This window comes from Agrobacterium sp. M50-1 (assembly GCF_049843495.1).
GTDB lineage: Bacteria > Pseudomonadota > Alphaproteobacteria > Rhizobiales > Rhizobiaceae > Agrobacterium > Agrobacterium radiobacter.
On record NZ_JBBHZH010000003.1, the window covers coordinates 313,911 to 327,088 of the forward strand.

Consider the following 13,178-nt stretch of genomic DNA (forward strand, 5'->3'; position numbering starts at 1 on the left):
GGTCCAGCCGCTATGAAGGTCGCAATCCCGTCCCGGTCATACCGCATGTTTCTCGCTCCGGGCAGTGCGTCCCGGCGTGGCGAGGGCGCGTGAATGGTGAAGACGGAGCGCCAGGCCAGACTTTGTGACGATCTGTCGGCGGCGGCCGACAAATCCCAATGGCTGGAGGCGCTGCGGGAGGTGATGCGCGCCTTCGGCTACGCTTATGTGACCCTGCTGCGCTTGCCCGGCGGCCAAAATGTCTATGCCCTGCCCACGGTCGTTGAAAGCAGCCTGCCGATCTGGGTCGTGAATGCGATGACCAAGGATGGCGCACTTGGGGATTGTCCCGTCATCAAGCGCGGCGCGTCATCGATGATGCCGCAATATTGGTCGCTGCAGGACCCGGATATTGCCTGTGAACCGCTGCTGCATGCGGCGGCCTCGCTAAGCAGCATGGGCATTACCTCCGGTCTCATGGTGCCGGTGCACGGCATGTACGGCAACCGCCATCTGATGAATTTCGCAGGCGATCGCGATGTCCTGCCGCAGGCCTCGCTGAACGAGCTGGGCATGATCGTGCTGCATGCGCTGGAGGTTTATGACCGGCTTTGTCGCGCCAATTCCAGAGGGCCCTCGCCACTGACGAAACGGGAACTCGACGTCGTGCGCTGGACAGCGCAGGGAAAGACCTCCGTGGAGATCGCCGAGCTTCTCTCCATCTCGGAACATACCGTCAATGCCTATATGAACAACGCCATTCGCAAGCTCGATTGCGTCAACCGCACCCAGCTCGTGGCCAAGGCCATACGCCTTGGCCTGATCGACTGATCGGCACTGTCGTCCGGGGCAGGCCTGCGCCTTACCGGTCGAGAACCGAGCGAAGCTCGACGAGATTCGAGCGCACCCGCAGGACGTAAAATCCCATGGTGGCGAGGTGCGACGGCATGATCCAGCCGCTTTCCTCACCATTGGAAATGATCGCCGGCTGGATGCGCAGCGCTGCGCGGGTTTGCAACAGCGTGTCGTTCCACAGGTTTGTCAGGTTACGCTCGCGGATGACCTGCGCGAAGTCCGATCCTGCGGCGGAAAGCACGCCGTAATAACCGTAGAGCTGGCCATAAGCGAACCAGAAGCGGTCATCGGCGCGGGTGTCGAACCAGCCGCCATTATAGTTTTCCGAACGCTCGCGAAGGATCGCCGAAGTCGAACCGATGTCGCCGGCGATACGATCGATGAACTGGATCAGGTTGTCGGCGCGGGTGTCAAAAACCGCCTTGCAGGCCGTGAGTTCGCCGTTGAAGGCCTGGAAGCTGCGGATGGCGGCGCGGTAATAGCTGGGGGTCGGCGTCTTCGGGCCGAAGGGATCGAGACCGAAATACCAGGAATATTCGCTGAACTGCATGTTGCCGCGCGCTTCCTGGAGATTGTTGTTGATGCCGGAGGTTCCGCGGACGCGGCCGAGCGTATCCACCAGTTCAACCGAGGTGCGGCGCACGGCCTGGTTTACGCCGCGCTGGAAGGAGGCCTTGTTATCCAGAAACGGCGTGCTGTCCCAGTCCATGCCGAAGAGGCCGAGACGATAGAGCAGCATGGAGGAAATCCAGGCGTTCTGGTTGACGTTGAAATCGGTGAGATCGGCGGCGGCGTCGACAATGGCCGAACGCTGGCAAACGGGCGCGGATGTGTTGGCGGCGGCACCCGTTGCGCCGGCGGGCGACGTCGGGCCGGCGGCCGGTAATTCCTGTCCGGGCGGCACGGTACGTTCGGCAAGCTTGTAACGGGAAATGTAATCCGGATCGAAATTGCTCCAGACCTGCGTTTGCCAGACGAAATATCCGTAAAAACCGGCAAGCAGGATGAGAACCAGAGCGATCGGGCCCTTGATGATCCAGTTGCGGCCTTGATACCAGCCATGGGCGGCCATGAACGGCCACAAAAGCCAGGCGACGAGAAGACCGGCGGCCCTGCCGATGGCGCTGAAGGCTGCCTGAATCCAGGCGGTGATCCGGTCGATCATGTCGTCATAGTCTCCTCTGCCCGTGGGGCTGGACGCCGGAAGAAAGACCTCGGTCCGCCCGCGCCCTTCGGCGCTTCGTATAAGCCGCGGTCATTTACTGTCTTCCAGATATGTCCCGGTCAACCGGGATACAACATGATTGCGAAACTTTTCTCAACCTGCGGTCCGCGCCGGCCATTATGGCTTTCCACACTGATTGTGGAACAGCGGCCGCCGCGGAACCGAAGGCATATGTGGTTAGAGGCCGAGCTTGGCGATCTCGTCATTCAACCGGTCGCGCGCCTTTTTCGGCAGTTTGCCGTTCTTGACGGCGTCAAGATTGGCCGGAGCCGCATCGCCAACGACGACAAGCGCGATCATGCCCATGCCGAGATGCGGTGTGCATTTGACGACGTAGGCGCCTTCCTTCTCGACGGTCACCTTCACCGTCTCGTTCATCTTGCCCTTGAAGTCGGCGACACCCTCGGGGATCATGTCCTTCACGGCGGCCGCATCATGACCCTTGTCAACCGGGACGAAGGTGATGACGTCACCGACGGCGGCCTTGACGGTTGCGGGTTCGAAGACCATCGCCTGACCGTCGCTGCCCTTGTTGAGCATCTTCACTTCGATTTCGGCAGAAAGGGCGGGAAAGGCGAAAAGACCTGCGAGAATGGCGAGGCCGGCGAATTTGGCAGTTCTGTTCTGCATAATTTTGCTCCTGAGAGAAAGCACATCCACGCGAATGTGTCGCTGTCGTCTTAGCCCGGGAGCAGGGCGGCCATCTTTGCGGAAAATCAAATGCGGCAACCGGACGCAGATGCTCATTCGCCCTTGAACGTCTCCACCCAGTGGCGGCGGCAGAAGGAAACATATTTCTCGTTGCCGCCGACATCGATCTGTGCGCCTTCCGTCACGACCTTTCCTTCATTGTCGAAGCGGGCCACCATCGTTGCCTTGCGGCCGCAATGGCAGATGGTGCGGATTTCGCGAAGCTCGTCGGCAATGGCGAGGAGTTCTTTCGAGGCGGGAAAAAGCTTGCCCTGAAAATCCGTGCGCAGGCCGTAGGTCATGACCGGAATGTTGAGCTGGTCGACAATCTCGGCAAGCTGCCAGACATGGTGCTCTGAGAGAAAATTGGCCTCATCGACGAAAACGCAGGCGACCGGCGCTTGCGTATTGTGGGCCGATACCTCGGCGAACAGGTCGGTATTTTCATCGAAGGTCATGGCGTCGGAGGACAGGCCGATGCGCGAGGCAACGCGGCCGACACCCGCCCGGTCGTCAAAGGCGGCCGTGAAGATCAGCGTGCGCATGCCGCGTTCGTGATAATTATAGGACGCCTGCAGCAGCATGGTCGATTTGCCGGCATTCATCGTCGAATAATTGAAATAGAGTTTTGCCATTATCCACTCCCGGAGCACCCGCGTTTGAATGCTCCAACCTCTTCAATCGGCACGCCGTGCCTCACAAACCGCTCCCGGTTTTCCAGCCGGTGCTGCATCCTGCGTCTTTTGACGAGGAAGAGGCGGATTGAAAAGTATGGCCGTGGGAAAAACACAGATTTCTACGGCCTGCCCTTTTTCGACACTGCACCGCTGAATACCCACATTTTTACCATTTTGTCGCAAACGGTGGGCCAAAGCACGCAAATGCACGCGAGTTGATTGTGTCCGGCAGATATTGATAATGGCAAGGGAACGAAAAAACAGGGAGCAAACAATGTTTGCAAATAGAAGTCGCTGTCTGGTCTTGGCCGCAGCAATCTCCTCCATGACGTTCAGCGCGGCCAGCGCCGCCGAACCGGCAAGTTGCGGCACGGTGCGGTTTTCCGATGTCGGCTGGACCGACATCACCGCCACGACGGCGACCGCCACCGTCCTTCTGAAAAGCCTTGGCTATGAGACCGACGTCAAGCTTCTCTCCGTCCCCGTTACCTATACATCCCTCAAAAACAAGGACATCGATGTCTTCCTCGGCAACTGGATGCCGACCATGGAAGGCGATATCGCGCCTTATCGCGAAGACAAATCCGTCGAGACGCTGCGGGAAAACCTGACCGGCGCCAAATACACGCTGGCGACCAACGCCAAGGGCGCCGAACTCGGCATCAAGGATTTCAAGGATATCGCCGCCCACAGCGCTGATCTCGGCGGCAAGATCTATGGCATCGAACCCGGCAATGACGGCAACCGCCTGATTCTCGACATGGTGGCCAAGGACAGTTTCGGACTGAAATCTTTCGAGGTGGTCGAATCGTCCGAACAGGGCATGCTTTCCCAGGTGGCGCGCGCGGAAAAATCCGGCGAACCGATCGTCTTCCTCGGCTGGGAACCGCATCCGATGAATGCGAATTTCAAGCTGACCTATCTGACCGGCGGCGACGAGGTCTTCGGCCCCAACCTCGGCGGCGCGACGATCCATACCAATGTCCGCAAGGGTTATGTCGAGGAATGCCCGAATGTCGGCGCTTTCCTCAAGAACCTGCAATTTTCCCTGCCCATGGAAAACGAGATCATGGGCAAGATCCTGAATGACGGCCTTGAGGGCGAGGCGGCTGCAACCGCCTGGCTGAAGGCCAATCCGGCGGCGATCGAACCATGGCTCGCCAACGTCAAGACCAAGGACGGCAGCGCCGATGCCCTGCCCACCGTAAAGAAGGCCCTCGGCCTTTAAGCCGCAAGACTATGCATGACTGCATCCGGCCTGCATGGCAGGCCGGATCAGCGGGAAATAACGATGCCCATGCATGACCTTGCCTGTGAATTTTCAGACATTGAAGGTCATGCGCCAGCACCGCGTCCGGCAGTTTTATTGCCGGCCGTCATTTCTGCATTGGAGCAATTCCGGTAAAACGGGATGGCGATGCTCCATTCCTTTGTTGTCTGCGCAATTCCGGACGCAAAACCGCTACGCATTTTTGCTGGAATTGTTTTAATTCACGAAAGGTCTTTTCTTACCGTGGAATGGCTCAGCGCTCCTGAAAACCGCCTGCCTGTCGGCCGATATGCCAAGGAGGCCATTGACTGGCTGACCGGCAATCTCGCTTTTTTCTTCGATTGGCTTTCCTTCATTTTCCAAAGCGTCATCAACGCCCTGCTTTATGTGCTGCAGGCGCCGCATCCGCTGGTCATCGTCGTGATCTTGACGGCGCTTTCCGCCTGGACGCGCCGCTCCGTCGGCATGCCCATCTTTACCGCGCTCGGGCTGCTGCTCATCATCAATCTCGGCTACTGGAAAGCGACGACGGAAACGCTGGCGCTGGTCATCGCCGCCAGCGCCGTGTGCATGATCATCGGCATACCGCTCGGCATATTGGCGGCCCGCCGCAAATGGATCTATGCCGGTATGCGCCCGGCGCTGGATCTGATGCAGACCATCCCCACTTTCGTCTATCTCATTCCGGCGCTGGTGCTGTTCGGTCTCGGCATGGTTCCGGGCCTCATCGCCACCGTCATCTTCGCCATTCCAGCACCCGTGCGGCTTACCCGCCTCGGCATCGTCTCGACGCCGCCTGCGCTGGTGGAGGCGGCCGTCGCCTTTGGTGCAACGCCGTCGCAGGTGCTGCGCAAGGTGGAGCTCCCCTTCGCCGCACCGCAGATCATGGCCGGCCTCACCCAGACTATCATGCTGTCACTGTCGATGGTGGTCATTTCCGCCCTCGTGGGCGCGAATGGTCTTGGGGTGCCTGTCGTGCGCGCCCTGAACACCGTCAATATCGCCATGGGCTTCGAAGCGGGACTGTGCATCGTCATACTGGCGATCGTTCTCGACCGGCTTTTCCGCCTTCCCGGCGCGGAGGATGATCTATGAGTGACGCCATCATCTTCGGAAATGTCGATATCGTTTTCGGCGACCGGCCCGATGCGGCGCTGCCGCTGATCGACAAGGGCAGCACGCGGGACGAGATCAATACCGAAACCGGGCTGGTTCTCGGCGTCGCCAATGCCTCGCTCTCGGTCAGTGAAGGCGAGATACTTGTGCTCATGGGGCTTTCCGGTTCCGGCAAGTCGACCCTGCTCAGGGCCGTCAATGGGCTTGCGCCTGTGGTGCGCGGCAATGTCGGCGTGAAGACCAAGTCCGGCTATGTCGATCCCTATCGCTGCCCGGCGAAATCGCTGCGCGATCTGCGCATGCACACGGTTTCCATGGTCTTCCAGCAATTCGGTCTTCTGCCCTGGCGCAATGTGGCCGACAATGTCGGCTTCGGGCTTGAGCTTTCCGGCGTGCCGGAAGCCGAGCGCAAGCGCATGGTGGCCGAGCAGCTGGAACTGGTCAATCTCTCCGCCTGGGCCGACCGCAAGGTGGGAGAGCTCTCCGGCGGCATGCAGCAGCGTGTGGGGCTGGCCAGAGCCTTTGCCACCGGCGCGCCGATCCTGTTGATGGACGAGCCGTTCTCGGCGCTCGACCCCCTTATCAGAAGCCGCCTGCAGGACGAGCTTCTGGAATTCCAGAGCCGGCTGAAGAAGACTATCCTCTTCGTCAGTCACGATCTGGACGAGGCCTTCCGCATCGGCAACCGTATCGCCATGATGGAAGGCGGACGCATCATCCAGTGCGGAACGCCGCAGCAGATCGTCAAGCAGCCGGCCACGTCCTATGTCGCGGATTTCGTGCAGAACATGAACCCGATTTCCATGCTGACTGCTGCTGATGTGATGAAGCGGGGCGTGGATGAACGCAACGGCCAGATGAACGTCGCCGCCACCGCCCGTCCATCATCGCCGCTGATCGATATTCTCGACGCGCTGTCAAAACATTCCGGAGCGATCGGTGTCGTCGACAATGGTGCTATAATAGGCACGATTTCCGCAGATGAAGTCGTGGCAGGACTGACGCGTCACCGCAAAAAGTAGTGATTCGCCGGTCTGAAAAAGAAAGGGCCTTCATGGAAGGCCCTTTTTCTGTTTCTACAAGATCTTTGCAGCGCAAGTTATACCTTCCCACGGTAGCAAAGAATATTTTTGATATCACAAGTTATGCATGAAAATAATTACTAATAAAAATCATATTGCAAACTTAGAGAAAATTGCGCAAAGTTAATCTAGATTCTTTAGCTCGCTGCTAAATTTAAGGTGGTAGTAGATTGTCACCCCAAAATCCGGCATCGGGCGTTAAGATTGAAGCGCTCAACTTTTGATCGTTTATTGCTTATAAATACTGCTGCTAATACATATGTTTATCATTAAACTGCCAAAAAACAGGCAAAAAGCTGATAATTTTGTCACAATATCTTAAGTAAATAACCGATGAAGAATAGTCTTTGAAAGGGACACGATATAAGCAAGATTTAGGTATATACAACGTATCAACTGAATTATAAAAACACCTTTTGGAACACCTATAATAGCCACCATGACCGTCTTTTTCGACTGTCATCAGGAGACTTGAGCGTATGGATAACCAATCTCTGTCGGAACATAGCATCGCCGCTGCAGACTTGCTCTCAGCCATGGCGAATCCCAAGCGCCTGATGATCTTGTGCACGCTGGTGGATACGGAAGTGCCGGTTGGTGTCCTCGCCTCACAGGTTGGTCTCAGCCAGTCCGCTCTCTCGCAGCATCTTTCAAAATTGCGTGCCCAGCGACTGGTCAAGACACGACGCGATGCGCAGACCATCTACTATTCCAGCAACTCCGAATCCGTGAAGAAAATCCTCGCCTCCCTCGAGGAAATTTACTGCCAGGCGCAGAAGAGCAGCAAGACCGCAGCCTGATCCCACGGCCCTGTTAAGGCCCGGCAGCACAACTCCATTGAAACCGGCGCATGACGCCGGTTTTTCTTTTCGGCGGCTTTTGCGGCAGTGCCTCCGGCACGGGAATTGAGGGAGGGTATCGGCGTGGTATTCAGCCCGGCGCAGCAATGTGTATCTGCTGCTTGAGACGGGTCGCCGCAGCCGCATATCCGCCGTCCGCACCATCCACGAAATGCATGTGGTCTCTCGAAAGTGGTGACGGCACGATGCAGGTCATCAATGCGGCATCCTGTTCGTGCAGGCCGTAATAGCAGCTGCCAGAGAGGCGACCCGTTTCCAGCCTTGCGCGGATTTTCTCGAGCCGTGCGGCGTCGATATCCACCGTCATCTTCAGGCCGTCATCGAATTTTCTGAAATCGGTATTGCTCGCGACCGAACGCCGGTAACGCGCCGCATTGAACCGCCCGAGAGACAGCTTTGTCAGGCCGAGAAGATTGACGAGCAGGGACTCGCCGAGAATGCGCAACGAACGGCGCGTCTTGCCCCAGAGATCGTGATGGGCAGCACCTGCCCGGGCTTCGAGGCCGAGACCCTCACCCACGAAACCAAGTTTAGGCCCATCCTCCGGCACGGGGTGGCCGTGTCGCGCATCCTGCTCGGCCAGATCAACGAGATCGACGACCAGCTGGCGAAACGCTGGCATGTCCCGCGACGGCCCAGGCACGGCAATGATCGACACCACCTTGCCGTGGGTGGCGGGGATGGGGTTCCAGCGACAGGAAAGTCCCGTCAGGTCCGGGCGCTCGCCCGCTTCGGCTGCGGGCAGGGCATATTGCCCCTCCTTCATCCGCGCCTCCGCCCAGCTGTTACCGCCGCCCGAAAACATGGCGTAGGAAACATCCTCGCTTGCCTGAAAGCGGGCGACGCGAATATCGAAACCGTTGCTGCGGATATCTTCGACGGGGACCAGCGCCACGCGCATGGCAAGATCGAGGTCATCCTTCACCCAGCGCTGCACATTCGAAAGTGCTGTGCGCGCCACAGGCAGCCCGTGGGGCGGCACGGCAACGGCTGCGCCATCGCCGCCGAAAACGAAGGGCAGGTCGTGACGTCCGAGACTGTTTGAAACGCTTGAAATGACCGCCGCACCAGCCATGTTGACGGCCTTGTATCGGCCAGTACCGATGGCCGCGGTCGAATCAACGATATCGGCGATGGCCAGCCCCCATCCCGGCGGCAGGGCGCGATAAAGCGCGGGGTCGGCCACGTCTTCAAAATGCCGGAAGACGGGCAGGCCCGCCAGAAATTCTTCATCTGCTGCGATCATGGCGTATTATCCTCCAGCGGCGGCCAAACGCCAAGCGTTTAAGGAAGGTCGATTTGCCCGTTCAGACAGCGCAATCACGGCCGATCCGGTGAATGATTTACCGCTAATAGACCTAATCCAGCAAAGGTGACTTGCATAAATCATCAAACCTTCCGTATGAGTTGAGTGGAAGGCTCGGAATTCAAAAATGGAACGAGTTTTCGCCGGGAGGCGTCCGATAGTTTCATTCGGTCGGCGCCCATGGCGCTCACCGGGTCCGCGACCCCCTTTAAGGAGACACCAGGATGAAACTGAAGACATTGACCAGCGTGACGCTCGCAGCGTCCTTCGCATTCGCACCCCTTGCTCATGCCGAAATCGTCATCGGCCTGATTGCGCCGCTCACCGGTCCTGTTGCCGCCTATGGCGACCAGGTCAAGAACGGCGCCCAGACGGCAGTCAATGAAATCAACAAAAAGGGCGGCATCCTCGGCGAACAGGTCGTGCTGAAGCTCGCTGATGATGGCGGCGAGCCCAAGCAGGGCGTTTCCGCTGCCAACCAGCTGGTAGCCGAAGGCATCCACTTCGTCGTCGGTCCGGTGACCTCGGGCGTCGCCATTCCGGCATCGGATGTCTTTGCCGAAAACGGCGTGCTGATGGTGACGCCGACGGCGACCGCACCGGGCCTGACCAACCGCGGCCTTGCCAACGTCTTCCGCACCTGCGGTCGTGACGACCAGCAGGCCGAGGTTGCGGCGAAATATGTTCTTTCCAACCTCAAGGACAAGAAGATCGCCATCATTCACGACAAGGGCGCTTACGGCAAAGGTCTGGCGGACTCCTTCAAGGCGACGCTGAATGCCGGTGGCGTGACCGAAGTTCTCTATGATGCGCTGACACCAGGCGAAAAAGATCTCGGCGCGCTGACGGCCCGTCTGAAGTCCGACAATGTCGACATCGTCTATTTCGGCGGTTACCACCCGGAAGCAGGTCTTCTGGTGCGCCAGCTGAAGGATATCGGCTCCAAGGCTGCCGTTATCGGCGGTGACGGCCTGTCGAACAGCGAGTTCTGGAACATCGGTTCGCAGGCTGGCGAAGGCACGATCTTCACCAACGCTTCCGACGCGCTGAAGAACGACGACTCCAAGGCTGCTGCCGAAGCGCTGAAGGCCGCCAACATTCCGGCGGAAGCCTTCACGCTCAACGCTTACGCTGCCGTTGAAGTCCTGAAGGCCGGCATCGAGAAGGCCGGAAGCGCCAAGGATTCCGAAGCGGTCGCCACGGCCCTGAAGAGCGGCGACGCTTTCCCGACGGCAATCGGCAAGGTCACCTATGGCGAAAACGGCGACCTGACGTCGCAGGCCTTCTCGCTGTTCAAGTGGCAGGACGGCAAGATCGTCGCAGCCGAATAAGCTGACTGTACCGGCCGCACCTGTTGCGGCCGGTTTCATTTTATGGGGCCGAAAAGAGGTTGAGGCAGCATGGGTGGTGCCGGGACACAAAACGCTGGAGACATTGGCTTCGAGCGGATATTCCCGATCGTCAGGATATTCGACGAAGCCAAGGCGCGGGAGTTCTATGTCGATTTTCTCGGTTTCGAGGTCGATTGGGAACACCGCTTCGGCGATAATTTCCCGCTTTACATGCAGGTTTCCCGGGCCGGAATGGGTCTCCATCTCAGCGGTCATCACGGTGATGCGACGCCGGGCTCCAACATTTTCGCGACCATGCGCGGCGTTCATGCCTATCAGCAGGAACTGGCGGCGAAGGATTATCGCTTCCTGAAGCCCGGCGTTGAAGAACTGCCCTGGGGCGATGTGATGGAAGTGACCGATCCATTCGGCAACCGCATTCGTTTCTGCGAGCAGAAGAGCGAAGAGTGATGCTTTTGGCGTAAGCGCAAGGCCCTTGACCTTGTTCTCCGTTTGAACGATAGAACGCTCAAATAACGAACCGCGCGCACGGAGACCCCGTGCGCGCGGTTCGTGCGTTTTGGCAGTCGGTCATGCAATTCGTTCGCATCCGCACGGGGGCAAAAATGAACAGTGAAGGCAATGCGCTGGTAAGGAAGCTCGCATTCTGGAGCATTCCGCTTTCTTTCGGTGTGCTGGGCCTCAAACTTGTGGCCTGGTGGGTCACGGGCTCGGTCGCGCTTTTATCTGACGGTCTGGAATCGACCGTCAATGTGGTCGCGGCCTTCATCGCCTATTTCGTCATTCGCTATGCGCAGAAGCCGGCCGATGATGATCACCAGTTCGGTCACCACAAGGCGGAGTATATTTCCGCCGTCGTGGAGGGTGTGCTGATCGTGGTTGCCGCGCTCCTGATCGTGCAGGAGGCGTGGGGCGCCCTTTTCAATCCGAGGCTGCCGGAAGCGCCGGTTCTCGGTCTGGTCATCAATGCGGCGGCGGGTGCGATCAATGCTGTCTGGGCGACGATCCTCATTCGCGTCGGCAAGAAATATGCCTCACCGGCGCTCGCGGCCGACGGCCATCATATCATGTCTGACGTCGTGACCTCGGCGGGCGTTCTCGTGGGTCTCGTTCTGGCGCTTCTGACGGGTTACGCGATTCTCGATCCGCTGCTCGCCATTCTGGTGGCCATCAACATCCTCTTCCAGGGCTCGAAAGTCATTCTGCATTCACTTGGCGGCTTGATGGACCGGGCGGTGGAGCCGGAAGAGGACGAGGCGATCAAGAAGGCGATTGCGGAAAATTCCGGCGGCGTCATCGGGGTACATGATCTCAGAACCCGCCGCGCCGGTTCGGCCGCCTTCATCGATTTTCACGTCGTCGTTCCGGCCGTCATGACGGTGCGGGAGGCGCATGATATTTGCGACCGCCTTGAAGATGCCATAAGGGACGTCATACCGGGCGCCAGCCTTGCCATTCACGTCGAGCCGGAAGGCGAAAAGGCGCATGGCGTCAAAGTGATTGTTTAAATAAACAGGAGTTTTCCATGTCCGTGACGGATGTTTCCGGCCTGTCGCAGCTGGGCACGAAGGTCGATACGCCAGAGAGCCCGGAAAAGGCCGTTCTCGAAAAAGTGCCGAACGGCAATGCCGGCACCGATTATGTCGTGCGCTTCACCGCGCCCGAGTTCACCTCGCTTTGCCCGATGACCGGCCAGCCGGATTTCGCCCATATCGTCATCGACTATATTCCGGGCGATTTCCTGGTGGAATCGAAGTCTCTGAAGCTGTTTTTGCAGTCCTTCCGCAACCACGGCGCATTCCACGAGGATTGCTCGGTCTATATTGCCAAGCGGCTCGTGGAGCTGCTGCAGCCGAAATGGCTGCGCATCGGCGCTTACTGGTATCCGCGCGGCGGCATTCCGATCGATGTGTTCTGGCAGACCGGACCGGCGCCTGAAGGCGTGTGGTTGCCGGATCAGGGCGTTGCCACCTATCGCGGCCGCGGCTGATCCGGCTGTTTATGTGATACAAGGTTCAGGCGAACGAACCGTCGTCGCCTGAATCAACATCCGCATCGTCGGCGCTGTCGTCGTAATCGGCCTGCTGGATATCGTCATCGTCGTTATTCTGCGGGCTTGCGCTGTCGCCGTAATAGTTGTTGACGACGGTTTCCTCGACGGGTGCGTTGCCAGCGGCATTGCCGCCGCCGAAGGGCGAACCAAGGCCGAGCGACGACATGTGGCTGCCGAAAATGCCGCTCAGCGAATTGGCCAGCAGCATGCCGCCCGCAACACCGGCAGCGGTGCCGAGCGCGCCTTGCAGAAACCCACCACCTGAACGTCCGCCTGCGGCGGCCTGGCTCCATGGGCCACCGGGCTGTTGCTGATTGGCTGCCGCTCCCCAAGGGCCGGCCGTCTGGCCGGCGGTATCGTTGCGCCATGACGTTTGCGGGGCCGCAGGGGCTGGCGCCGGTGCGGGTGGTTGCGGCTGGCCGGTGCCGAAGATGGAGCTGAGGAAACCGCCCTGCGCCGCCGCTTGAGGGGCGCTATTGTCGCTTTCCAGCGCGTGGATGCGGTCTTCGAGCTGTTTGATATGGGCTGCTGCCGCTTCCAGACCTTTTTCCTGAACGATCACCGCCTGGGCGAGATAATAGGGGGCTGCGGGCTGATCGCGCACGGCGTCTGCGATCAAAGTTTCCGCCTCGCGGTCACGCGGGGTGGCGGATGCGGTTTTGGTCCTGTCGAACAGGGCCTTGAGAAGCTGGCGTTCTTCCGGTGACATATGC

15 protein-coding genes are annotated in these 13,178 nt (G+C 59.1%); 9 read left to right on the plus strand and 6 right to left on the minus strand.

Features of this window, described 5'->3' with window-relative positions:
* Window positions 1-93 precede the first annotated feature (93 nt).
* Complete coding sequence (locus WDZ78_RS09080; protein WP_425672848.1) at window positions 94-810, plus strand: helix-turn-helix transcriptional regulator; 717 nt, start codon at window positions 94-96, stop codon at window positions 808-810.
* A gap of 31 nt (window positions 811-841) precedes the next feature.
* On the opposite strand, the gene WDZ78_RS09085 is transcribed toward WDZ78_RS09080, so the two are convergent.
* From WDZ78_RS09085 to WDZ78_RS09100, 4 genes are all read right to left on the minus strand, one after another.
* Complete coding sequence (locus WDZ78_RS09085) at window positions 842-1,999, minus strand: DUF2333 family protein (protein WP_020011411.1); 1,158 nt, start codon at window positions 1,997-1,999, stop codon at window positions 842-844.
* 237 nt (window positions 2,000-2,236) lie between these two features.
* Window positions 2,237-2,689 (minus strand): pseudoazurin, encoded by a 453-nt coding sequence (locus tag WDZ78_RS09090; protein WP_004430118.1) that lies wholly within the window; start codon window positions 2,687-2,689, stop codon window positions 2,237-2,239.
* A 113-nt stretch (window positions 2,690-2,802) separates the two neighbouring features.
* Window positions 2,803-3,384, minus strand: a complete 582-nt coding sequence (locus WDZ78_RS09095; RefSeq protein WP_020011410.1) for a thymidine kinase — start codon at window positions 3,382-3,384, stop codon at window positions 2,803-2,805.
* Between the two features lie 42 nt (window positions 3,385-3,426).
* Complete coding sequence (locus tag WDZ78_RS09100) at window positions 3,427-3,798, minus strand: hypothetical protein (RefSeq protein ID WP_170940901.1); 372 nt, start codon at window positions 3,796-3,798, stop codon at window positions 3,427-3,429.
* Here WDZ78_RS09100 and WDZ78_RS09105 point away from each other — a divergent pair.
* From WDZ78_RS09105 to WDZ78_RS09120, 4 genes are all read left to right on the plus strand, one after another.
* The gene (locus WDZ78_RS09105) at window positions 3,701-4,654 is read left to right on the plus strand and encodes a choline ABC transporter substrate-binding protein (protein ID WP_004430127.1); all 954 of its coding nucleotides are present in this window, start codon (window positions 3,701-3,703) and stop codon (window positions 4,652-4,654) included. The genes WDZ78_RS09100 and WDZ78_RS09105 overlap by 98 nt on opposite strands.
* A 285-nt stretch (window positions 4,655-4,939) precedes the next feature.
* Complete coding sequence (choW, locus tag WDZ78_RS09110) at window positions 4,940-5,791, plus strand: choline ABC transporter permease subunit (protein ID WP_425672849.1); 852 nt, start codon at window positions 4,940-4,942, stop codon at window positions 5,789-5,791.
* On the plus strand, window positions 5,788-6,834 hold the full coding sequence (gene choV / locus WDZ78_RS09115) for a choline ABC transporter ATP-binding protein (protein WP_020011407.1): 1,047 nt from the start codon (window positions 5,788-5,790) through the stop codon (window positions 6,832-6,834). The genes choW and choV overlap by 4 nt, the downstream gene beginning before the upstream one ends.
* A 539-nt stretch (window positions 6,835-7,373) precedes the next feature.
* Entirely contained in the window at window positions 7,374-7,694 is a 321-nt protein-coding gene (locus WDZ78_RS09120) for an ArsR/SmtB family transcription factor (protein ID WP_003524068.1), read from the plus strand.
* 130 nt (window positions 7,695-7,824) lie between these two features.
* Here WDZ78_RS09120 and WDZ78_RS09125 read toward each other — a convergent pair whose 3' ends face one another.
* Complete coding sequence (locus tag WDZ78_RS09125) at window positions 7,825-9,000, minus strand: DUF3095 domain-containing protein (RefSeq protein WP_425672850.1); 1,176 nt, start codon at window positions 8,998-9,000, stop codon at window positions 7,825-7,827.
* Between the two features lie 284 nt (window positions 9,001-9,284).
* On the opposite strand from WDZ78_RS09125, the gene WDZ78_RS09130 reads away from it, so the two are divergent.
* From WDZ78_RS09130 to queF, 4 genes are all read left to right on the plus strand, one after another.
* Complete coding sequence (locus WDZ78_RS09130; RefSeq protein ID WP_425672851.1) at window positions 9,285-10,391, plus strand: branched-chain amino acid ABC transporter substrate-binding protein; 1,107 nt, start codon at window positions 9,285-9,287, stop codon at window positions 10,389-10,391.
* A gap of 69 nt (window positions 10,392-10,460) precedes the next feature.
* Window positions 10,461-10,862, plus strand: a complete 402-nt coding sequence (locus tag WDZ78_RS09135; RefSeq protein WP_020011404.1) for a glyoxalase superfamily protein — start codon at window positions 10,461-10,463, stop codon at window positions 10,860-10,862.
* Window positions 10,863-11,017: 155 nt separating this feature from the next.
* Window positions 11,018-11,920 (plus strand): cation diffusion facilitator family transporter, encoded by a 903-nt coding sequence (locus WDZ78_RS09140; RefSeq protein ID WP_026363876.1) that lies wholly within the window; start codon window positions 11,018-11,020, stop codon window positions 11,918-11,920.
* 17 nt (window positions 11,921-11,937) lie between these two features.
* Complete coding sequence (gene queF / locus WDZ78_RS09145) at window positions 11,938-12,402, plus strand: preQ(1) synthase (protein ID WP_004430149.1); 465 nt, start codon at window positions 11,938-11,940, stop codon at window positions 12,400-12,402.
* Between the two features lie 25 nt (window positions 12,403-12,427).
* Here the strand turns inward: queF and WDZ78_RS09150 are convergent, their stop codons facing one another.
* Window positions 12,428-13,174: a DUF2076 domain-containing protein gene (locus WDZ78_RS09150; protein WP_425672852.1), complete on the minus strand. Its 747-nt coding sequence runs from the start codon at window positions 13,172-13,174 to the stop codon at window positions 12,428-12,430.
* Between the last annotated feature and the right edge of the window lie 4 nt (window positions 13,175-13,178).